General features: G+C 68.5%; 18 protein-coding genes and 3 pseudogenes. 9 read left to right on the forward strand and 12 right to left on the reverse strand.

Translation table 11 applies throughout. The features are described from left to right. Positions 1-80: 80 nt before the first annotated feature. Entirely contained in the window at positions 81-731 is a 651-nt protein-coding gene (locus tag HC362_RS33120; RefSeq protein WP_243088032.1) for a hypothetical protein, read from the reverse strand. A 198-nt stretch (positions 732-929) separates the two neighbouring features. Between HC362_RS33120 and HC362_RS33125 the strand changes: the two genes are divergently transcribed. After that, positions 930-1,730: an MBL fold metallo-hydrolase gene (locus tag HC362_RS33125; protein WP_243088033.1), complete on the forward strand. Its 801-nt coding sequence runs from the start codon at positions 930-932 to the stop codon at positions 1,728-1,730. A 214-nt stretch (positions 1,731-1,944) separates the two neighbouring features. On the opposite strand, the gene HC362_RS33130 is transcribed toward HC362_RS33125, so the two are convergent. Next, entirely contained in the window at positions 1,945-2,544 is a 600-nt protein-coding gene (locus HC362_RS33130) for a TetR/AcrR family transcriptional regulator (protein ID WP_243088034.1), read from the reverse strand. Between the two features lie 119 nt (positions 2,545-2,663). Here HC362_RS33130 and HC362_RS33135 point away from each other — a divergent pair, with 119 nt between their 5' ends. The 4 genes and pseudogenes from HC362_RS33135 to HC362_RS33150 form a co-directional block, all read left to right on the forward strand. Continuing rightward, positions 2,664-3,413: an SDR family oxidoreductase gene (locus HC362_RS33135; protein ID WP_243088035.1), complete on the forward strand. Its 750-nt coding sequence runs from the start codon at positions 2,664-2,666 to the stop codon at positions 3,411-3,413. A gap of 99 nt (positions 3,414-3,512) precedes the next feature. Beyond that, positions 3,513-4,262: an SDR family oxidoreductase gene (locus HC362_RS33140; protein ID WP_243088036.1), complete on the forward strand. Its 750-nt coding sequence runs from the start codon at positions 3,513-3,515 to the stop codon at positions 4,260-4,262. A 730-nt stretch (positions 4,263-4,992) separates the two neighbouring features. After that, on the forward strand, positions 4,993-7,554 hold the full coding sequence (locus HC362_RS33145) for a tetratricopeptide repeat protein (protein ID WP_243088037.1): 2,562 nt from the start codon (positions 4,993-4,995) through the stop codon (positions 7,552-7,554). Next, positions 7,555-8,367, forward strand: a pseudogene (locus HC362_RS33150) (transposase); the annotation flags it as partial. A gap of 3 nt (positions 8,368-8,370) precedes the next feature. Here HC362_RS33150 and HC362_RS33155 read toward each other — a convergent pair. Both HC362_RS33155 and HC362_RS33160 read right to left on the reverse strand, forming a co-directional pair. Next, positions 8,371-9,182, reverse strand: a pseudogene (locus tag HC362_RS33155) (IS630 family transposase). A gap of 39 nt (positions 9,183-9,221) precedes the next feature. Beyond that, positions 9,222-10,097 carry a hypothetical protein gene (locus HC362_RS33160; RefSeq protein ID WP_243088038.1) on the reverse strand — a complete coding sequence of 292 codons (876 nt, stop codon included), beginning with the start codon at positions 10,095-10,097 and terminating at the stop codon, positions 9,222-9,224. A gap of 228 nt (positions 10,098-10,325) precedes the next feature. Here HC362_RS33160 and HC362_RS33165 point away from each other — a divergent pair, with 228 nt between their 5' ends. Then, on the forward strand, positions 10,326-10,832 hold the full coding sequence (locus HC362_RS33165; RefSeq protein ID WP_243088039.1) for a DinB family protein: 507 nt from the start codon (positions 10,326-10,328) through the stop codon (positions 10,830-10,832). Between the two features lie 29 nt (positions 10,833-10,861). On the opposite strand, the gene HC362_RS33170 is transcribed toward HC362_RS33165, so the two are convergent. After that, entirely contained in the window at positions 10,862-11,344 is a 483-nt protein-coding gene (locus HC362_RS33170; RefSeq protein ID WP_243088040.1) for a MarR family transcriptional regulator, read from the reverse strand. Between the two features lie 95 nt (positions 11,345-11,439). Here HC362_RS33170 and HC362_RS33175 point away from each other — a divergent pair, with 95 nt between their 5' ends. Further along, entirely contained in the window at positions 11,440-11,874 is a 435-nt protein-coding gene (locus tag HC362_RS33175) for a nuclear transport factor 2 family protein (RefSeq protein ID WP_243088041.1), read from the forward strand. A gap of 17 nt (positions 11,875-11,891) precedes the next feature. Here the strand turns inward: HC362_RS33175 and HC362_RS33180 are convergent. From HC362_RS33180 to HC362_RS33200, 5 genes and pseudogenes are all read right to left on the reverse strand, one after another. Beyond that, a pseudogene (locus HC362_RS33180) lies at positions 11,892-12,704 on the reverse strand (IS5 family transposase). Positions 12,705-13,155: 451 nt separating this feature from the next. Then, entirely contained in the window at positions 13,156-13,998 is an 843-nt protein-coding gene (locus HC362_RS33185; RefSeq protein ID WP_243088042.1) for a carbohydrate ABC transporter permease, read from the reverse strand. 3 nt (positions 13,999-14,001) lie between these two features. Further along, the gene (locus HC362_RS33190; RefSeq protein WP_243088043.1) at positions 14,002-14,871 is read right to left on the reverse strand and encodes a sugar ABC transporter permease; all 870 of its coding nucleotides are present in this window, start codon (positions 14,869-14,871) and stop codon (positions 14,002-14,004) included. A gap of 226 nt (positions 14,872-15,097) precedes the next feature. After that, on the reverse strand, positions 15,098-16,441 hold the full coding sequence (locus tag HC362_RS33195) for an extracellular solute-binding protein (protein ID WP_243088044.1): 1,344 nt from the start codon (positions 16,439-16,441) through the stop codon (positions 15,098-15,100). 107 nt (positions 16,442-16,548) lie between these two features. Further along, positions 16,549-17,568, reverse strand: a complete 1,020-nt coding sequence (locus HC362_RS33200; protein WP_243088045.1) for a LacI family DNA-binding transcriptional regulator — start codon at positions 17,566-17,568, stop codon at positions 16,549-16,551. A 177-nt stretch (positions 17,569-17,745) separates the two neighbouring features. Here HC362_RS33200 and HC362_RS33205 point away from each other — a divergent pair, with 177 nt between their 5' ends. Together HC362_RS33205 and HC362_RS35000 are read left to right on the forward strand one after the other, a co-directional pair. After that, on the forward strand, positions 17,746-19,113 hold the full coding sequence (locus HC362_RS33205; RefSeq protein ID WP_243088046.1) for a mucin-1: 1,368 nt from the start codon (positions 17,746-17,748) through the stop codon (positions 19,111-19,113). Between the two features lie 382 nt (positions 19,114-19,495). Beyond that, positions 19,496-19,672 carry a hypothetical protein gene (locus HC362_RS35000; RefSeq protein WP_279240165.1) on the forward strand — a complete coding sequence of 59 codons (177 nt, stop codon included), beginning with the start codon at positions 19,496-19,498 and terminating at the stop codon, positions 19,670-19,672. Between the two features lie 249 nt (positions 19,673-19,921). On the opposite strand, the gene HC362_RS33215 is transcribed toward HC362_RS35000, so the two are convergent. Together HC362_RS33215 and HC362_RS33220 are read right to left on the reverse strand one after the other, a co-directional pair. Further along, entirely contained in the window at positions 19,922-20,587 is a 666-nt protein-coding gene (locus HC362_RS33215; RefSeq protein ID WP_243088047.1) for a hypothetical protein, read from the reverse strand. Between the two features lie 132 nt (positions 20,588-20,719). Next, positions 20,720-21,082 carry a hypothetical protein gene (locus HC362_RS33220; protein WP_243088048.1) on the reverse strand — a complete coding sequence of 121 codons (363 nt, stop codon included), beginning with the start codon at positions 21,080-21,082 and terminating at the stop codon, positions 20,720-20,722. Positions 21,083-21,628: the final 546 nt, after the last annotated feature.

Consider the following 21,628-nt stretch of genomic DNA (forward strand, 5'->3'; position numbering starts at 1 on the left):
GTCGGCGCGAGAACGACTGCGTCCCGCGACAACTGCGGCGCCTACGGGCCCACGCCTCCGGGGGCGGGGGCGGGGGAGGGTCAGTAGATGTGCACGGAGACTCCGCACAGGCCCAGGCCCGCCGTGGCGGCCTGCCGCCATGCGCGCAGCGGCCCGTCGAGGACGGATTCCTCACCCTCGGAGTAGTCGAGCCAGTCCTGGTCGGCGGCGACGGCTTTCTCCTCGGGGGTGAAGGAGAGAGCCTTCTCGACGTCGGGCAAGCTGTGGCGCACCTGTGCCGAGGTCAGCAGGAAGTTTCCGCACCAGCCAGGAAGCAGGGCCGCACGGCGGGGCCCGATCGCGTGGAAGAAGGAAGCGAGAGCGTAGTCCTTCCAGCAGACGTGGATGAACAATCGCTCCGGGTCCTCATCCCGATCCCAGACGTGGGTCAGCAGATGGAAGTCATCCGTGGCGTCGGGGCCGCCGTCGTACATGTCATCCATCGGGCCGAAGTTGCCGATCATCTGGTAGAAGTCACGGATTCGCTCGGCTTCCCCGGAGCAGTAGTCGTCGCCGAATCCGTGGCCCCACGTGCGGAAGTCAGGCAAGGGCGCTTCTTGCCAGCGGCGCCACAACCGACCGGCCACCGGATCGCTCTGCCAGGCCTGGAGCAGGGGAAGCATCCGGGGCGCCAACTGAGCGATGAACGTGTCGGGGTGAGCGGTGATGGCCCACGCTGAGGTGATCCCCATGCCCGGCACCGTAGGACATGCCACCGACAACGCGGAAACGGCTGTTGCCGGTTCACGCAGTACGGCAGGTCGAGAGCCCCACCCGGCCTCATCGCTGGCCGATGCCCGAGCCATGTGCTGCGAGGCGCTCTCGATCCGGAGTGAACTCGGAGCGGCCCGCCTGATCGTGGGCCGCCCGCCGGTGGCACCATCTGTGGGGTGCCCCCTTCTATCCAGGTCGGTCCGTACACCGTCATCGCGCTCGCCGACGGCGCGGGCCCTTTCTTCTCCTCCAGGTCGGAGGCGTTCCCCGGCGCGACTGCCGAGCAGTGGGCGGCGGCCGACCGGCTCGATCCCGGCGCGCTCGACGCCGACGGGCGCTGGCGGCTCCAGTTCCGCGCGTTCGCGATCCGCAGCGATCAGGGCGTGACGCTGGTCGACGCGGGGATCGGTCCGGCCGACAGCCCGGCGGCCTGGGCGCCGGTGCCCGGGGCGCTCCCGGCATCGCTGGCCGCCGCGGGTATCGAACCCTCCGACGTGGACACCGTGGTGCTCACGCACCTCCACACCGACCACGTGGGCTGGGCCGTCGTGGGCGGCGAGCAGAGGCGGCCGTTCTTCCCGAACGCCGCATACCTGTTGCAGCAGGCCGAACTCGACGCGATCGACGAGGTCAACCCGCAGCTGCGGTCCACTCTCATCGACCCGCTCCGGGAGACCGATCAGCTACGGCTGCTCGACGGTGACACCCCGCTGCGCAACGGCGAGCGGGCGTTCGCCACGCCGGGTCACACGCCCGGGCACCAGAGCGTGCTCGTCACCTCCGGGAGCGAACTGGTCGCCGTCACCGGTGACCTGCTCGTGCACGCGATCCAACTGCTCCACCCCGAACTCGCCTACGCCCACGAGATGGACGTCGAGCAGGCGAGAGCCTCAAGAGAACGGGTCCTCGGTAGCAGGGCCGCCGACACCCTCCACCTCGCGACCCCGCACCTGACCGAACCGTTCATCACCAGCTGACCCCACCCGGCGGAGCCGGTCACTCCCGCAGTGCGTACGGACCGACGAACGGCGGGCACTGCTCTGTGGGAGCCCGCTGCAAACTGCGGGAGGGTGCGCCGTCGCGCACATGGTCGCCGGGGTGAACAATCCCGCACTGCGTGACGCTCGCGGCTGTCGTCCCGTCGGACTGCGGCGGCCGACCGCTGGGCCGGTACGCCGGTACGGCTTCCGGTCAGGCCCGCAGTGCGTCGATCGCGGTGTCGATCGCGGCCAGGGCCGCTGTCCTCTCGAGGCCTGCCCGCGATACGAGCGAGAGGCCTTGGACGACGTAGAGCAGTAGCTGGGCCTGGTCCTCGGGGCGGGCGGTGTCGGTGACTTCACCGGCGGCCTGTGCGCGGCGCAGCGCGTCGGTGAGGATCTCCGTGAACCGGCGGTACGAGCGGGTGACGACTTGTGTGGCTTCGCTGTCGTGGGGGACGAGTTCCGCGGTGGTGTTGCCGACCAGGCAGCCCTGCGGTACGCCCACGTCGGAGATCAGTTCGTCCAGGCGTGCAGGGTGGGTCAGGATCTCGCGCAGCGCCGGCAGGAGCGGAGTGGTGTCGAGCGCGGCGATCAGGTGTCGTTCGTACACCTCCCAGTAGAGCCTGACGGCGTCGAGGTAGAAACTGCGCTTGTCCCCGAACGTTCCGTAGAGGCTGCCGCGTTCGACGGCCAGCGCGTCGACCAGGTCCTGGATCGATGTCGCCCCGTATCCCCGGGACCAGAACAGTTCAAGTGCCCGCGTCAGTGTCTGGTCCTTGTCGAACCCGCGGGGTCGTCCGGTTCGTGCCACGTGTCCGAGACTACAACTTCTTGACAGGGCGTTCAAGAAGTCATAGCTTCCCTCGCAGAACTTTTTGAACGGCTGCACAGAAGTCGACCGGCCCCATGCCGGGCGCGAAAGGCGAAGCAATGGACTTTGCAGGAAAGACAGCACTCATCACCGGATCCGGTGCGATCGGCGGACTCGGGCACGCGACGGCCCGAGTGCTGGCTGCCGGGGGAGCCGACCTGATCCTCACCGGCACGGACCTGGAGCGCGGAGCCCAGGTCGTCGAGGACCTTCGCGCGGTCGGCGGCGAGTCCACCGCAACGGTGCGTTTCGTCACAGCCGACGTGACCGACACGGCAGCCGTGCGACAGCTGGCCGAGGACGCCGGTGCTGTGGACATATTGGTCAACAACGCGAGCGTCATGACGTTCGGCCCGACCACCGAACAGGACCTCGCGAGCTATGAGGCCGCCTTCGCGGTCAACGTGCGTGCGCCGTTCCTGCTCACCGCGCTGCTCGCACCGAAAATGGCCGCCAACGGCGGCGGCAGCATCGTCAACGTCAGCTCCACCGCAGCCGGTCTCGGCATGCCCGGGATGGCCGTGTACGGCGCCACCAAAGCCGCGCTCGAATCCTTGACCCGCACCTGGGCGGCAGAGTTCGCCCCTTCGAACGTGCGGGTCAACGCTGTCGCTCCCGGTCCGATGCGCACCTCGAAGGTGATCGCGGCGATGGGCCCCGACATGGGGGGCATGGGCCTGACCACCGCGCTCAAGCGCACCGCCGACCCGGCCGAAGTGGCGCACGTCGTCGCCTTTCTCGCCGGTGACCGAGCCAGTTATGTGACCGGAGCGGTCATGCCCGCCGACGGCGGCCGAACCGCGATCTGAGCCACGGCCGCTGCCGCCGGACAGTGCCACCGCTGACGGGACAGCCCGTCATCGCTGCTGATTCACGCGCCACGGCGCCGAGTGAAGGAAAGAGAAATCATGGGTCGTCTCGAGGGAAAGTACGCACTGATCACAGGAGGAACGAGCGGCATAGGACTGGAGACCGCCCGCGAGTTCCTCGCCGAAGGAGCGGCCGTCGCGATCACCGGCCGCTCGCAGGAAAGACTGGACGAGGCCGCCCGGCAATTGGACGGGCCGCTGCTGCCCATCGTCAGCGACGCCGGCGACGTACCCGGCCAGGCGGCGCTCGCGGCGCGGCTGCGGGCGGAATGGCCCAAGCTCGACATCCTGATGAGCAATGCAGCCGACATCACCCATCTTCCGATCGAGGAATGGACCGAGGAGGCATTCGACAGGCTCCTCGCAACCAACCTCAAAGCGCCGTTCTTCCTGATCAAGGCCCTGTTGCCGCTCTTCTCGCAGCAATCCTCGGTCATCCTCGTCGGCTCGGTCTCCGCTTTCGTCGGACACGAGAACGCAACGGTGTACGGCGCCGCCAAGGCGGGTCTGCTCTCCTATGCCCGCGGGCTGACCCACGAACTCAAAGAGCGGGGCGTTCGCGTCAACGGCCTGAGCCCCGGGCCGACCGTCACCAATGCGTTCGCGCCGCTGGGCCCGGAGCGGCAAGCCGCCGTCTACGAGGAACTTCGGCGAACCGTGCCACTCCATCGGCTGGGGACCGCCACCGAGATGGCGAAGGCAGCTGTGTATCTCGCCTCGGACGAGTCCGCCTACACCGTTGGCACCGTGCTGCGCGTCGATGGCGGCATCGGGGAGCTCGCCTACTGAACGGAGTTGCAGAAGGGTGGGGGCGGTCAGGTCGGAGCCGTGATCATTTGGGCGAATCCTGTAGACGGATCACGACTCAAAACGCGCTACCGACACGTGCCATGACCGCCCCCGAGCTCGGCCGCCGCCCGTTCCGCCACCGTCCCGGTCACTGGTCGAGATCGCCGCGGCGACCGCGCAGCGCCGCGAAGAAGTTGACCAGGGTGGCGGCGAAAGTGAAGAGGCTGCCTGCGGCCTGAATGGTGATCAGCCAGTCGCCCATGTTTCCTCCCGTGCTCGTCGATGTGTTCAGTGCAGCGGGCGGGCGCGCCCTCCGGCCACGGCTTCGGAGGGAGTCGGAGGAAGCCGGAGGAAAGCGGAGAAGCCCTGGAATGGGTGACGATGACTGGTCCCTGCCCTTATGTTGAGTGGTCGGTACGGGCCGTGAGGGGGTGCGGTGGAGGGAGTGGACCCGGATCGGGCGGACGGGCCCGCCGACTTCGCTGCGTGCCTCGACGCGCTCCGTCGGCTGCGGGGCCTGTCGTACGAACGCATGGAGGCGGCGGCCGGGAAGTTGCCGTCGAGGCCCGGCGGACCGGCGTGGGAGCCCCTGGCCAGGAGCACGATCGGTGAGATCGTTACCGGTCGCCGGATGCCGTCGCGCGACAAGCTGTTGACCTTCCTCGCCGTGTGCGAAGTGCCCTGCACGGAGGTCCCTGGGTGGCTGGCCGCGTGGAGCCGGGTCGGGTCCGTGTCGATTCGGCGGCCCTCCGGGGCTCTGCCGGTACGGGACGCGCGGCCTCGCGCGCTCGGCGTGCACGCGGCGATCCAGGTGACAGGTCCGGCGACCGCAGCGGACGAACTCCCTGTCTACGTGTCGCGCGACGTCGACGGGCGTCTGCGCGCTGCGCTGGCCGTCGGACGGTTTGTGCTGCTGGTCGGTGGGTCGTCCGTGGGCAAGACGCGTAGCGCGTGGGAGGCGGTCCGGGCCGAGCGGGCGGACTGGTGGCTCTTCCAGCCACCCGACGTCGCCGCCCTGGCCGCCCTCGCGACCGCGCCCGTGCCCCGGACCGTGGTGTGGCTCGACGAGTTCCAGAACTACCTCAGTGATGGGCTGACACCCGCGACGATCCGCGCTCTGCTGGTGGGTGGGGCCGAGACAGTGCTGATCGGCACGCTCTGGCCCGACCACTACCTCCGGTTCACCACGAAGCCGGGCGTAGGCGAGGATGACCCGTTCCGGCGCGAGCGCGAGGTGCTCAAACAGGCGGAAGTCATCGACCTCGCGGACCGGCTGACTCTGGCGGAGCAGGAGCGAGCAGACGCCGCGGCGCGGGACGATCCGCGCATCCGCGTCGCCCTGACCTCGGCCGACTACGGCATGACCCAGGTCCTCGCGGCAGCCCCTCATCTGGTGCTGCGCTGGGAACAGGCGCCCGAACCCTACGCCCGGGCCCTCATCACTGCGGCGATCGATGCACGTCGTCTCGGCGTCGAGGGCGGCGTGCCGACGGCCCTGCTGACGGCGGCGGTCCCGGCGTATCTCGCCCCCTCCGAGGTCGCCAGGGCCCCGCACGACTGGCTCGCGCGAGCTATGGCGTACGCGACGAAGGAGCTGCACGGTGCGACCGCGGTTCTCGGCCCGGTCCCAGGACGGGAGATGGGCACGGTCGCCGGATACACGGTGGCCGACTACCTCCTGCAGCACGGCACCGCGACGCGGCGCGCGAGCGTGCCCGCCGACAGCGTGTGGCAGGCGTACGCCGACCACCTCACCGGCGCGGACCTGTGGCGCATGGGACGGTCCGCGGAAGACCGCGGGCTCTTCCGGCAGGCCGAGCTGATCTACCGCGCGGCAGCCAGCGACCTGGCGCAGGCCCGGTCGTCCCTCATCAATCTGATGAAGCGACAGGGCAGGGTCGAGGACGAGGAACAGGTCCGGCGGGCGGCGGCCGCCGCCGGCGACGATCTGGAGCTGGTCCGGCTGGCCAACTTCCTCGACCAGCGGAGCCGACCGGCCGAAGCAGAGCGGGTTTTCCGCGACGGCCTCGCGCGGGGAGACACGAGCGTGCTCAGGAGCCTGGCGTCCTTCCTGGACAGACACGGCAGGACAGCCGAGGCTCTCACCACCTGGCGGCAGGCCGCCGACGCGGGCCACGACGTGTGGTTCCCGTTCATCGAGTTCCTCAAGAGCCACCGGATGCGCGACGAGGCCTATCAGGCGCTGCGCGAAGGCGCTGCGGCTGGTGACCTCGGCTGCCGCAACGAGTTGGTCATGATGCTCGACATCGGCAAACGCGCCGCGGAGGCGGAGGAGGTGCTTTGGCGTTCCGCAACGGCCGGACACCGTTACGCCCGCAGCATCCTGGCCAGACGCCTGGAGAGCGAGGGGCGGACGGCCGAGGCCGAGCGGGTGTGGCGCCAGAGCGTCCGGCACGGAGACGGGGACGAGACCTCGTCCGGTGCGCGCGAGAAGCTGAGCGACCTCCTCCTGCGGCAGGGCCGACTGGCCGAGGCGGAGGAACTGTGGCGGGACGGGGTCCGTGCCGGGGAGTACGGATCGGCCTCGGGGCTGGCCAAGGTGCTCGAACAGCGGGGTCGTGTGGACGAGGCGGTCGCGCTGCTCCTCCCCAGTGCCCTCCAGGGGGACGCCGACACCCTGCTGACGCTGACCCTCCTGCTGGGTCGGCACGGTAGGGACGCCGAGGACGAACGCCTCCTCGAAGCGGTCTCCACGACCTACGACAAGGGCACCGGCTGGTTGGTCAGTCTCCTGCTGAAGCAAGGGCGCTTGGACGAGGCAGAGGCGGTACTGCTCCGCTCGGCCCTGAACGGAGGCGACGAGGCCTGGTCTTCCCGTAGGCGTCTCGTCAAACTCCTGGTGGAGCGCGGGCGGATCGATGAGGCGGAGGGGCTGCTGCGAAGGATCGCGGCGTCCGGCAACCTGGCAGTGAACGAGGAACTCGTCACCTTCCTGGAAACCCACCGGCACACCGACGAGAGTGAGGAGATCTGGCGCCGCTTGGCGGACCACGGCGACTCGACCACGCGCTGGTACGCAAGTCACCACCTGACCAAGCTGCTCGCACGGACGGGCCGCACCGCCGAGATCGAAGAACTGTGGCGCCGGAACCTCGCCATGGGAGGCGGTGCACAGGTCTTGGACGTGCTCGTCGGCCTGCTCGCCGAGCAAGGGCGGTCTGCAGAGGCCGACAGCCTGCGCAGAGAGGGCGTGAGTCAGGGCGCGTTTCGTCGTAATCCGTCGGCGGGACTTCGCCTTCGTGGCAGGGTCTGGACCGGTAGGCATTCTTGAGTGACGCGAGTGCAACTGACGGAGCAATGGGAGTTCATCGAGCCGTACCTGCCGATCGGTGAGTACGGCCCGTACACGGAGCGGCTACGACGGCAGTTCGAGGGTGTGATCTGGCGGTTCAAGACCGGCAGATAGTGGCGGGAGATGCCGCAGGAGTTCGGCGCCTGGCCGACCGTCCACAACCGCTTCCGGTAGTGGCGTGACGCTGGCGTCTTCGGGCCCTGCTGGAGGGCCTGATGGCGGAAGCAGCGAAGCGGCGTGACACCGATCTGTCCTTGGTCAGCATCGACTCCACCGCCGCGCGCGCTCACCACGACGCAGCTGGGATGCACCTGGGCGAGGACGTCCTGACCGCGCTGGAGAAGGCCGCCACCGAGACGGAAGAACCGGGGCAGAAAGAGGCAGCCTCGAAGAATATGACGGAACGGCACCGAGTTTGCGCCCGAGCGGGAGGAACATCCGGCGTCGCCGAAAACTCCGGTTGAAGGCCCCCCTGGGACGCTCCAGGTGCGGGCAGACCAGCAAGGTCCACTCGCCGCCGATCGCACGTCCAGCCCGCTGGCGTTTGTGCTGACCGCGGGCCAGGCTGCCGACAGCCTGCAGTTCATCCCCGTCCTCAAGAAGTTGCGGGTCCGCGGCCCGGTCGGCCGCCCCCGCAGCCGACCGGGCGCGGTCGCCGCCAACAAGGCCTACTCCTCCCGTGGTAACCGAGCCCGCCTGCGTGGACGCAGTATCAAGGCAGTGATCGCGGAGACGAAGGACCAGGCCGCCAACCGGGAGAAGAAGGGCTGCGGTGGCGGCCGGCCCGTCAGCGCCCTAGCGTACTGAGTCGTTGATTCGTGTGCAGTGCGCGGCGAGGGTTTCAGGATCTCGTCCGCGGTCTTGGTCCATACGAACGGCTTGGGTTCCTTGTTCCACTCATTGATCCAGCCACGGATGTCGCGTTCGAGCTCGACGATGCTGCGGTGGGTGGATCGACGGAGTTTGAGGCTGGTCAGTTCGGCGAACCAGCGCTCGACGAGATTGAGCCAGGATGCGGCAGAACGGGCTGCGTGCGGTCAAGGGTCTGTATCTGCGACTTCTCATCCACCGCCAGCACCAGGGCGTTCTCAGGCGGAGCGAGACAGATGCCCACTACGTCACGCACCTTGTCCACGAACTGCGGGTTGCTGGACGTCTTCCAGGTCTGCACGATGTGGGGCTTGACTCCGAAGGCCCGCCAGATCCGGGAGACGGCCGACTGCGACATGCCGGCAGCCTGGGCCATCGAGCGCGTCGACCAGTGCGTGTCCCCCTTCGGCGGCGCCTGATCGAGAGTCTTCGCGATCAACGCCTCGACCTGATCACCGGTGATCTTCCGTGGCGCCCCCGAACGCGGCCGGTCCACCAGCCCCTCCAGCCGGTGCGCGGCGAACCGCGCCCGCCACTTGCGCACCGTCTCCCGCGAGACGCCCAGCATCTGCGCGACGTGCGTGTTCGACGCGCCCTCCGCACACGCCAGCACAATCTTCGAGCGCAGCACCAGCGATACAGACGCCGTCCGCCGCCGCGACCAGCCTCGACCAGCCCCGCAACACCCGGCGCTCCTGGTCGGACCACTGCAGCGGCAACGGCTTTGGACTCGGCATCCACCCACCCCTCGACCACCCAGACGCTTCCTCACAGCGTTAGAAAGCCTGCTGGTGGTCCTCCAGCATGACGTCGAGACGTTCACGGAACAAAGGACGGTCGAGATCGTCGTAAGCACGGGCCCACAAAGGGTGGAGGTCCGGGAGGCCCAGTGGATCCTCGTGGTAGGCAGCTGTGAGTCCCAGAAGAGCACTCGCCGGACGGCCCGCATCGAGCATCCGGGAGGCGTCGGCCAGGATGGTGTCCGTCTCCCCGGTGAAGGAGGGGTACTCGTCGGCGAAGGCGTCGTTCGGTGCGAGGACGCCGATACCGATGCCGGACGGATCGGGTTCGTGGCGCCAGCCGGCCGGCGGCGCGAGATCGAGGGGGACCTCCGCGTCGCAGCCGTCGGGAGTGACGCCGTACTCCGGGGTGGGGTGGATGCCAAGTTCGGCCGACAAGCGTGCCACCCGGGTACGGCGGCAATCTTCTCCGCTGCGCAGGGCGAGGGAGAGCAGAAAGGTGAGGCCGTCCAGAGTGTTCCGGCCGATGACGCACGGCTCCTTGTGGCCGAAGGAAGCAACGGGATGGTCGGTGTGCCCGAGTTCCGGCGCGGGGACCACCCATCCGATGCAGGTACCGGTGCCAAGGTCCGCGAAGGGCAGGAGTTCCGGTACGGACATGAATGGTATGTGGTGTCGGCGGAACACTTCTCCCGCGTAGCAGTACTCCCACCCCTGAGGCGCGAGGGGGACCTCGCACAGATCGAAGGGCAAGGCAAGACTGCCCTGCACGCGGCCGGTGTCGTACAGGCCCTCCTCGTACAGGTCCCTCATGAGGAACTCCTCCTCCCAGACGATGTCGATCACCTTGGCAAGTGCGGGTGGGGTGGGGAACGGGAACAGGTCGTCGGTCCAGCGTGGTGGTGTCGTCATGGGCGCAGAGTGTCGCAGTCACGTGTGACAGTCGGAGAGAGACCCTCACCGCCTACTGCCGACGAATTGACGACTCAGCACACCAGGCCTGCCCGGCGGATCATGCTGGGCGGCCCAACCAGTGCTGAAGCGTTCTGGCAACCCGCCGGACAAGGATCCGGATGGAGCAGGTTGGGCCCGTCTTAAATGCCTCGACATAGGTCGCGGTGATCGGGGACGCTTCGCGCGATGACCAGAATCGACGACACGCCGCCCGCGTGGGACGAGCGCACCCAGCTCACCACGTTTCTCGACTACGCACGTGACACCGCCCGCGCCAAGTGCGATGGCGTCTCTGCGGAGAACGCACGCAAGGCGCTCCTGCTGGGCTCACCGCTGATGACCATGAGCGGAGTGATCAACCACCTCCGCTGGGTCGAGTACTACTGGTTCCAAGTGGTCTTCCTCGGCGAGGAAGACCGGGGTCCCTGGACCGAGGAGGACCCCGACCGCGAGATGCGTATCGCCGTCGACTTCCCGCTCACGCAGGTGCTCGACGAATACGCCGAACAGAGCGCCCACTACCGCGAACTGGTCGCCGGGAACGGCCTGGGTAAGCAGGCCCAACGAGCCGTGCGCAACGGCCTCCACGTCGACCTGCGCTGGATCCTCCTCCACCTCACCGAGGAGACGGCCCGCCACAACGGCCACCTGGACATCCTGCGCGAGATGCTCGACGGCACGACCGGCGACTAGGCCGTGTTTGAGAATGCGTAAGTTTTCGGTTATTGGTCCGGCTCGTCGTCGAGGTGCGCGTTGACACGGCCGAGCAGGTCGAACAGCTGCGCGCGCTCGTCGCGGGCGAGCGGGGCCATGATGTGTTCATTGACGCCGTCGAGTACACGAGTGAGCTCGTCGAGGCGGCACTCGCCTTCGTCGGTGATGGTGATGACGTTGCGGCGCTTGTCGGCCGGGTCGGGGGCGCGACGGACCCAGCCGTCGTCCGCGAGGTCGTTGAGAACTGAAACGAGATCGCTCTTGTAGATCCGGGTGCGGCCGGACAGGGCCGCCTGGCTCGCGGGGCCGAACTCGGCGAGGGCGGCGAGCACCACGAAATGGTCCTTGTGTGCGCCCACCGCCTGGAGTGCGTCGCCCGCGACGCGCCGTGTCTGGGCAGCCGTCATCCCGACGAGTCGCGAGAGCTGGCCCTTGAGCCGTTCCGGGGTCTCGTTGCTGCGGTCGAATCGCAGCTCGTCGCCGGTCTCCATGCTGACACTCTACCCGCTTGCGTTAGAGGCACTAACGAAATAGATTCGTTAGTGAGGCGAACGTTAGTGCCTCTAACTCTTCGAAGGGGAGCGTCATGACCAGCACCGAAACCCTGATCCGCGAGCTCGCTGACCGCACCGAACTGGCCGACCTGGTCGCCCGCCACAGCCTGTGGATCGACGAGGGCCGCTATGACGAGACCGACCGGCTCTTCACCCCAGACGTCGTCGTCAAGTCCCTCCGCGGGGAGGTCCACGGCATCGAGGCGCTCATCGAGCTCGTCCGCGCGCGCCATGACGACTACACCCGCACCCTGCACAACAAATCCAACCTCGTCATCGAGATCGACGGCGAGACGGCCACGGCGCGGGCCCACGACATCGCCGTCTTCGTCATCGACGACAAGACGGAGGCGATCGCGGCCGCGATCCACCATTACGGAGCCCGCCGCTCCGAGGAAGGCTGGCGCTTCGACCGCCTCGAAATCACCCCGGTCGCACTGACTCAGGCCCTCGACCGGGCCTTTTAGGGTGAGCCTGCAACGGGTCACAGCGACTGCCGTATCAAGGTGAGTTGGACGGTCGCTTCGTAGCGGAAGGCCAGCTTGTCACAGCGGGTCGCGACACCTCGGGATTGTTTCAGGAGTCCGATCCGGCACTCGACCTTATGCCTGGCCTTGTACCTCTCGCGGTCGAAGCCGGGCGGGCGACCGCCTGCCGAGCCCCGGCTACGGCGGTGTCCGGGCTGGTCACGCTTCTCCGGGATGGTCTGCGGGATCTGCCGCCGGCGCAGATACTCGCGGATCTCGCGGGAGGAGCACGCCCGGTCGGCGAGGACGTGAGTGCGCCGGGTTCGCGGGCGGCCTCCGCCGGGTCGGGGTATCCGGATGCGGCTGATCACCTCGGTGAACAGCGGGGCGTCGCCTAGCTGTCCGGCGGTGACGGCTGTAGCCAGGACGTGGAATCAAGAGTCGACGGCGAGATGGATCTCCGTGGCCAGGCCGGCACGCGAGCGGCCGATGCCGTGGTCATCAAGCTCGGACGCCAGCCCCTGGCCACCCGTCCCGCCAGGATGACGGCCCCCCTTTTCCGAGCCCCGGCAGCATCCGCCTTGACCTGCAACTTCTTCAGAATACGGGCCCAGGTCCCGTCGACCTACCAGCGTCGGGACGCCGAATTCGCCGTCCCCCACGGCGCGTACCGCTCCGGCACATCCCGCCAGGGCGAACCGGTCCTGGCCCGCCACCAGATCCCGTCGAAGACCTGCCGCCGATCCCGCGGCTTGCGCCCCCATCGCCGGCCACGGAGGTAGCACCGCCTCCAGCACCCACTTCTCGTCCGTGAGATCTCCACGAGCCATCCGAAGGTCATTTCACGTTGAAGATCAAAATCTCAAGCATGCCCTAGCTCCGGCGCAGAGCACGGGCGGAGCCGGAGTCGGATCGAGGCAACGGTGACGATGCCGTGGAAGACGTAGCCGCGCTTGTCGAACCTCGTGGCCACTGCCCGGGAGTTCTTCAACACGTTGATCGTCCGCTCGACTCCGTTCCTTCGCTCGAACCTCGGCGGCGGGCTGATGGCCCGACAGGAGGTCAGGTAGACCCCCGTCATGGCACTCCAGTGCGCAGTCGGTACAGCACCACGACGGTCACTTGATCCGCCGGACAGGATGGCAGCCCAACGGACAGGCCCCCGGTGATCACAGAGCTTCGCACTCCGTGATCACCGGGGCCTGCGCCCGCTTTGCTCCGGGCCTCCGTAGCTGTTGCCCGTGTGGAGCTTGTCCAGCCGCTTTCAACGGTCGCCGGTACTCACCCTTTTATCGCGGAGCTGGCGACGCCCTGGACGAACCAGCGCTGGAAGAAGGCGAAAACAACGAGGACGGGCAGGACCAGGAGTACGCCAAAGGCAAGGGTCTGGCCCCAGTCGAGCGGCTCTTGGCCCTGGAAGACGCTCATCTCCAGCGGGAGGGGGCGGACCGAGGGGTCGGACACCATCAGGACCGGCCACAGGAAGGAGCCCCACTGGATCAGGAAGGTGAGGATGGCGACGGAGGCGAACGCGGGCTTGCTCATCGGGACGATGATGGCGAAGAAGGTACGCCAGGGGCCGGCGCCGTCGATGCGGGCCGCTTCCTCGATGCTCGGGGGGATCGAGCGGAAGAACGTATGGAACTGGTAGACGGAGAAGGCGTTGGCGATGAACGGAAGCGCCTGGATGAGCAGTGTGTTCCGCTGGTCGTTGAACATGTAGAACAGCGGGACGGCCACCGACTCGAACGGGATCAGCATCAGCAGCAGGATGAGGGTCATGACCGCTTCCCGGCCTCGCCACTTCAGCCGTGACAGTCCGTACGCGGCCATCGAGTTGACGAGCAGGCCCCCCGTCACCACCACGAAGGCCAGCAGCAGCGAGACGCCCATGAAGCGCCAGAAATAGCCGGTGCTCTCGGAGCTGAGGGCGTCGAGGACGGCGGAGTAGTTGTCGAAGGACAGGTGGGTGGGGAGGAAACCGGACAGGCCGTTGAGCACCTCGTCGGAGGGCTTGAGGCTGCCCAGGAACAGGTAGGTCACGGGCAGCGTGAAGACGAACGCCAGCACGCTGAGTACGGCGTAGTCCATGAGGCGGCGCAGGTGTGTGCGGGGCGTGGCCATGGGTCAGTCCTCGTTTCCGGGCCGGACGACGCGGCGCTGGACGAGCGTCAGGGCGACGACGATCAGGAAGAAGACGACGGTGATCGCCGAGGCCTGGCCGATGTTGTTCTGGTCGAAGGCGGTGGTGACGGCCTGGTACATCACAGTGCGAGTGGCGTCCTCGTCGAGGCCGCCGCCGCGGACGAGGATGTACACCTGATCGAAGACCCGGAAGGACAGCACCGAGGTGAGCATGGCGACGAACACGAGGGTGCCGCGGATGCCGGGCAGGGTGACATGGCGGAACTGCTGCCAGCGCGTGGCGCGGTCGAGCCGGGCCGCTTCGTAGAGCTCGGTGGGGATCTGCTGGAGCCCGGCGAGCAGAATGACCATCTGGAAGCCGACGCCCTGCCAGACGGAGAGCACGATGATCGAGGCCATGGCCGTGGTGGCGTCGCCGAGCCAGCTGAAGGCACCCCAGTTGCCGAAACTCACCAGGTCCAGGGCGGAGTTGAGCATGCCCTGATCGCTGCGGGCGAGGATCAGCCGCCAGATCACGGCGACCAGCGCCATGGGGAAGACCACCGGCATGAAGAAGAAGGACCGGAAGAGGCCGATGGCTTTCAGCTTGCGGTTCAGCAGGATCGCCAGCGCCAGGGCGAGGGCGGTCTGCAGCGGTACGACGACCCCGGCGAAGGTCAGGTTGTTGAGCAGCGCCCGCAGGAACGGGCCCGACAGATCGGGGTCGGTGAACAGCCGCCGGTACTGCTCCAGACCGAAGAACGACGGCGCCAGCGGCGAGCCGAGCCGCACGTTGTAGAAGGAGAGCACCACGGCGTAACCGAACGGCACACCGACGAAGACGATGAGCCCGACGACGGCCGGTGCGGACATCGCCAGTCCGTGCATCCAGTCGCGGTTCTTCCGTACAGAACGCGTCGGGCGCTTGGCTCGTACCGGGCGCCCGGACCGCGTCGGGTTCTCGGAGATGATGGGTGGGTCCTGCTCCCCGCCTGGGAGCGTGGGCCGGGCGGAATCCACGGAATTCACGGGTGGGTCCTGTTCCCGGCGGGACGGCACGCTTCGCCTGTGCCGTCCCGCCGCCGATGCGTTCTGCGGTCTACGGGATCTTGTAGCCGGCGTTGTCCGAGAAGTCCCGGTCGATGGCGCGGGCGGCCTTGGCCAACGCCTTCTTGGGGTCGGCCCCGCCGTAAATGGAGTTCAACGCCCCGCTGAACTTCGACGTGATCACGGGGTATCCGGCGGTCACCGGGCGGGTGACGGCGACGCAGGACTCGGTGATCCGGGTGTCACCACACGGCTTTCCGAGCTGGTCGGCGAAGAGCTCGAGCGGGCCGCCGGTCTTGTACAGCGGGCTCTTGGCGAGCGCCGTCCTGGTGGCGGGCACCGCTCCGTTGGCCTTCGTCATCGCGGTGACGTTGGTGTCCTTCATCAGGTAGTCGAGGAAGGCGCCGGCTGCCTTGGCGTTCTTGGTGTCGGCGCCGATTCCCCAGGCCCACGAGCCCTGGCCGGTCTTGGTCCCGTTGCCGAAGTCGGGCAGCGGCAGAACGACCAGATCGTCGCCGAGGGCCTTGCTGTAGTCGGGGTACATCCAGTGGCCGACCCAGCTCAGCGCAACACGGCCTTTGGTGAACGCCTTGCTGTCGGTGTTGGGATCGACGTAGGTCTTCCAGGACTGGAAGGTCTTCATGGCGTCGACCACCGCGGGACTGTCGAGAGCCCCGGCCGCCTTTCCGTCCTTCAGCAGCGAGCCCCCGGCCGACCAGACGATCGGCGAGAAGCCGTAGGTGCCCCACTCGCTGCCATAGCCGACGTTCTCCTGGAGGTCGAGGGTCTTGCCGTCGGAGTCCTTGGCCTTCAGCGCCTTGAGCGCGGCGGTGAACTCCTTCGCCGACCAGCTGCCGGACTCTCCCTTGGGGTACTTCACCCCCGCCGCGTCCAGCAGCTTCTTGTTGCCGTAGATACCGAGCCCGGAGTCGTACATGCCCAGGCCGTAGGTCTTCTTGCCGATCGCGCCCTGGGCCTTGTTCGCCTTGGTGGCATTCTTCATGGTCTTGGCGGAGACATAGCTGTCGATGGGAGCGAGCTTCTTGTTGTAGACGAAGTTCGCCATGGTCGGGCCGTCGAACTCCATGACATCCGGCAGCTTGGAGGCGTCCGTGGTGGTGATCGTCTTGGTGTAGTCCTTGTCGGGTATCAGCTTCAGTTCGGCCTTGATCTTGCTCTGTGAGGAGTTGAACGACTTCACCGCGTTCTGCATCGCGGTGGCCTCGCTCTTCTGGCCCTGATGGGCCCAGACGCTTATCGTGCCCTTGCCGCTGCCGGCCTCCGCGGAGACGTCCGTGCTTCCGCCTCCACCGCAGGCGGCCAGCGCCGCCGCAGGCAGGGCGAGGGCCAGGCCCTTACAGACCGCGTGACGGTGCCTTCTGTTGCTGGTGAACATGGTTGGTGCCTCCGTGCGTGGGTGCGGGTGAGGGTGCGAGCTGCTGGTGTGCTCCCCGGCGTGTGGGGCTGGGGCAGCGGGGCCGGGGATGCTGTGGGGGAGAGGGGTTACTGGGGTCGGCGGGGGTTGGGCGGGGCGGTGGTTTCGCGGAGGACGAGGTGAATGGGCATCCGCACCTGCCCCGGTGGTTCGGCGTCCGGCTCGCTGAGCTGTTGCAGCAACAGTTCGGCGGCCTCTGAGCCTTGGCCCGCGACGGGCTGGGCGATGGTGGTCAGTCCGAGCACGTCGGCCAGTTCGTGGTCGTCGAAGCCGATGACGGACACGTCGTCCGGCGCCCTCAGCCGGTGCCGCCGCAGGGCGCGCAGTGCGCCCATCGCCATCTCGTCGGACTGTGCGAACACGGCGGTCGGCGGACGGGACGCGGCCAGCAGCCGGGTCATGGCCTGCTCGCCGCCCTTGACGGTGTAGTCGCCGTCCGCTTCCAAGGCGGGGTCGTGCGCGATCCCGGAGTCGGCGAGGACGTCCAGGTACGCCTGCCGCCGGTCGACGGGGGTGGTCCAGTGCAGCGGCCCACTGCTCCCGGAGATCATGCCGATCCTGCGATGGCCGAGGTTGACCAGATGCCGGACGGCGCTCTCGGCGCCGGCCCGGTCGTCGATGCCGACCACCGTGAAGCCGGGAAGCGGCCCCCCGACGATCGAGGCCAGCGGCACTCCGAGCGAGCGCAGCGCGGCGACCTCCTCCTCTTCGGGAATCAGCAGGGACAGCACCGCGTCCACACGCTTGCGCAGCGGCAGCTTGGTGAAGAAGCGCTTGCGTGCCTCCGGCGAGCCGAGGTTGTAGAGCAGCACGTCGTACCCGGCCTTGCTGAACACCTGCTCGGCGGCGTCCAGCACGGTGCTGAAGAACCAGCGGCCCACGTACGGGACCACCACCCCGATCGTGAAGGTGCGCCCGCTGGCCAGGCTGGACGCCGAACGCGACGCGGTGTAGCCCAGCGAGGCGGCGACGGCCGTGATCTGCTCCCGCACCTGGTCCGACACGCCCGGCCGGCCGCGCAGCGCGCGGGACACGGTGGACGCCGAGACTCCTGCGGCGCGGGCGACGTCAATGATGCTGACCGTCACGGCGCATCTCCTATCGGCTTCACGGCGGTGTGATCTGCGAGTGACGTGACCGTAAACCTGGCCCCGTGGTTGCGCAAGCGTTTGCGCTGATATTTACTTGGCCCGATTCTCAAGAGACAGCTTCGTTATCAAACGTCAGCGCACACGTTTGGGCGCTGTGAGCGACAGGACCTGTGCATGCGTTACGCCCCGCCCGGCCTCTGCGTGAACGACTTCGCGCTCCTGCATGACGACGACGGCACATATGTGGTGCTGCACCTGCAGGGCCCGTGGACAGCGGAGTTCGACCACCTGCGGATGGAAACCTCCTACGGCCGGGCCACATCCACCGACCTGGTCAACTGGCAGCCGCACGGCACCGTCTTCGGCAACGGACTGCCCGGCCGCTTCGACCAGCAGGCGGTCTGGACCATGCACCCCTTCCGACACGGTGCCGGAATGGTGATGTTCTACACGGGCGTCGCCGGCCTCACGGCGGACGGCTCACCGCTCCAGTCGGTCGGGCTCGCGTACTCCGACCGCCTCGACGGCACCGGCTGGCGCCGCCACGGCACCGGGCCCGTCGTCGAAGCGGACCCGCGTTGGTACCGCACCGGCGAGCGCATGGGCTGGCGCGACCCCTTTGTCGTACCCGACGACGAGTCGGAAGGCTGGGTGATGGTCCTCTGCGCCAGCGACGCGTCCCTCCCGGCCGAGGCCGGCGGCTGCGTCGCCCTGGCCACCTCCGTTGACTTGGAGCACTGGACCGTCCACCCGCCCCTCGTCTCACCCGGCGACGACGAGGAACTGGAATGCCCCGTCCTCGAACGCCTCGACGACGGCAGCTGGCTGCTGCTCGTCTCCGTCGGTGCCACCCGCAGCTTCGACGCGTGGACCGCTCCACGCCTCCGCGGCCCCTGGACCCACCGCGGCCCCCTCGGGCCCTCCGGTTCGTACGCCCCCCGCGTCATCCGCGCTGCCGACGGTTCCCGCGTCGTGCTCCACACCGTCCCCCGCCGCGTCGGACTCACCGACTCCGGCGAACCCTGCCGCGGCATGCTCGCCCAGCCGAAACTCCTGGTCACCCCCTCGGACGCAGCGCCCCGTCTCGAATGGTGGCCCGGTCTGAACTCCTGGCTCGGTGCGGAGACGGACCGCCCCACACTGCACGCCGTCGGGGAGCTGACCATATCCGGGTATGTGGAGCTCACCCTGCGCACGGACACCCCGGGAGGCGACCGCTCAGCCCTGACCGTCGGCTGCGACGGCAAGGAGCTCAAGGTGACAGGGCCCGACGGGGTTCCGCTCGGTCAGGCGGTCCTGGACCAACCCGCGGCTGCCTTGCGCATCCTGACCATCGGCGAGTACGTCGAGGTCTACGCCGACGGTGTCTTCGTCCTCTCCACCCTGAGTTACTCCGGCCATCCCGCCCCATGGACGGCCGTCACCGCAGCAGGCGAACGCACCATCCCCGTCCGCGAGATCCGTCTGCCCGACCCCCACCGCGACGACGCCTCAACTGTCTGGCCCGGCAACCCGCGACCGTCCGCCCCGGCAACCCCGTAGCCGTCCCACCTCCGGCAACCCCGCGCACAGAGCCACTGACCGAGCCCCGCCGACCACCACTCGCGGGCTCGTCCATCAGCCGAACCACGCCGAAACGAAGCGTTCGCGCCGTACGGCGCCGACAGGCTCATACTGAGAGCGCCCGGACGACCCACGGCCCACGACCTGCGGAGGCCGAACACACCATGAGCGGCAGTTGCGGCAGGGCCGTACGGGAAGAGCCGCGCCCGCTCACCCGGGAACTGCGCCACGCCATCCCGGACGTCTACAGGGGCTACCGGGAACTGCACGACGCCGCTTTGCAGACGGGTGCCCTTGACGCGAAGGTCAAGGAACTGATCGCGTTCGCCGTAGCCGTTTCAGCAAGCAATGCGGCGGCTGTATGGCCGCCCACGCCCACAGCGCTGTCCAGGAGGGCGCGACTCCACAGGAAGCCGCCGAGGCCGTCGGTGTCACCTTCCTGATGAACGGAGGACCAGCGACCATCTACGGAGCCCGGGCCTTCGCCGCGTTCAACGAGGCGTACGCGGCGGCACCCGGCGACGAGTCGCCGCGGTAGCTCCGGAGGACCGCCACCACCGGCCCGGCCGACCGGGCCGTCGGGGGATGTGCCGTTCTCCCCGCCCGGCCCGCGATGAAGACCGCCTCGGCTCCGTCCCTCGCAGGCCGGCGCCGCCGCTCGCTGGAGGTCGAGCCCACGGTCCTCGCCGCAACAGCGGCGAGGACCGTGCACAGCCTCCGCGTCCACGCTGTTCGCCCGCGCCCACGGGACCGGTGGCAGCCGGCGGTCCTGAAATCCGTCTCGACCTCAGTGCTCGTGCGGTGCGCCGTCGTGGCCGTGCTCGCCCGCGGGGTCCTCGGCCGGTTCGGACGTGGGCGACTGGCCAGCGGAGGGAGTCTCCTCCGGGTCGGAACCGGTTCTCCGCGGTGCCCTGTCCTCGTCCTCGTCGGCATTGCCCTCGTCATGGTCGTGCGGCGCCGACTCCTCGCCGTGGCCATGGCCGTGGCCGTGGCTCATCGCGCCTACCACCGCCGGCATCGTCAGACCGGTCACCACGGCTCCCGCTGCACCGGCCAGGGCGACCGCCTGGAACGAGGAGGCGAGGCCGCGGGCGGGACGCCCCCGCAACCGCCACAGCGCCACCAGGCAGACAGCCACCTCGAAGGCGGTGGCCGTGACGCCCACCCGGGTCACCCCCTCGGGCACCCCCGCGCCGGGCCCGAGCGGCACTCCTGCCGTCCGGCTGACCCCCCAGGTCGCGATCACGGCCGCGTTGACGACGAGGCCCGACAGCATGGCGACCTTGCCGCAGGCCCTCAGGGCCGCCAGAGCCCAGCCTGCCTGGAAAGCTCCGACGGCGCAGAAGAACACCCCCGCAGCCCACCATTCGGTGTAGTGGTCCGGGACCGAAGCGAAGTGGATCGCGGCGGCACCCAGCGAGGCGAAGGCCGCGAGGACGCATCCTGCGCCCACATCCGCCCTGACACCTGTCTCGGTCCTTCTCCTTGTTCCCATGGATGGCTCTCCGTCCGTGCTGCGTAGAAGAATCCAGCAGATGCGTGCGCGTGCCGCCGCACAGGCACAGCGGCATGCGGAAGCTGTCTTCTAGATCTGCAGCACCGACAGAGCGGTCAGAGACGGTTTCGGAGGAGCCCGGGACGCAGCAGCGACGCCGCGGGGCAGGACAGCGAGGGGCACATCATCCGCCGCGACGGCGGGGAAGCCCTCCGCGTCCGGTTGGAAGTGCGGGAACTCGCCCGTGATGATTTCGCAGGAGGTGTCGCCGTGTCCGTCGTGCCCCTTGGGCGGCTCTGTGCCGACCGCCTGCGGTTCGGAGGCGGCATGGGTGACCAAGGCGTGATCCGGGTAGTACGGCAGGTGCGTGGCCGCTCCCGCGAACCCGTGCCCCACGGCCAGGACGCAGGTGGCGAACAGCACCAGCCAGTGCAACCGCACTCGCCCAGGCATTCCTGACGCCTCCGCCCCATGTGTTTCCGCACTACCGCCTTGGGCAGGGAACGTACAGCATGCGGGCACGGGACACGAGCGAGGTGCGGCACCGGCGGCGCCTGCTCCATGTCTGCGGGTCGAAGCGGTGGCAAGGATCAGGTCGGAACCGCCCCGCCGGAACCAGAAGTCATGCATTCAGAGGGACTGGTGGTAGCCGAAGAACTCGTGGTCCTGGCTGTAGCCGAGGCCGCAGCACGATGGACCGGATACCGCGGCAGGCATCCGCCGGGAGCAGTCATGTCCGTGCATGTTGCACCCATGCGCGCTTGGGGGGCGGGGTCTGCTCGATGGTCGCGATCGTCGAGCCGCCGTCACGCGGTCAGGGCGTTCGGGCCGCCGCCGTGCTCGGCAAGCTCTTCCGTGCCGTCGAGATCGACGACCAGGTGGAGGCGTGCCGCCGGGTCTTCGCCAGCGACACACGGTGGACCGTGGTGCGCGGCAGCAGTCTAGAGGAGGGGGAAAGCCAGGGCCTGCCCATGTGGAGCAGCCATGGAGGCGACCCGG

This window comes from Streptomyces sp. 891-h (assembly GCF_022760275.1).
GTDB lineage: Bacteria > Actinomycetota > Actinomycetes > Streptomycetales > Streptomycetaceae > Streptomyces > Streptomyces spirodelae.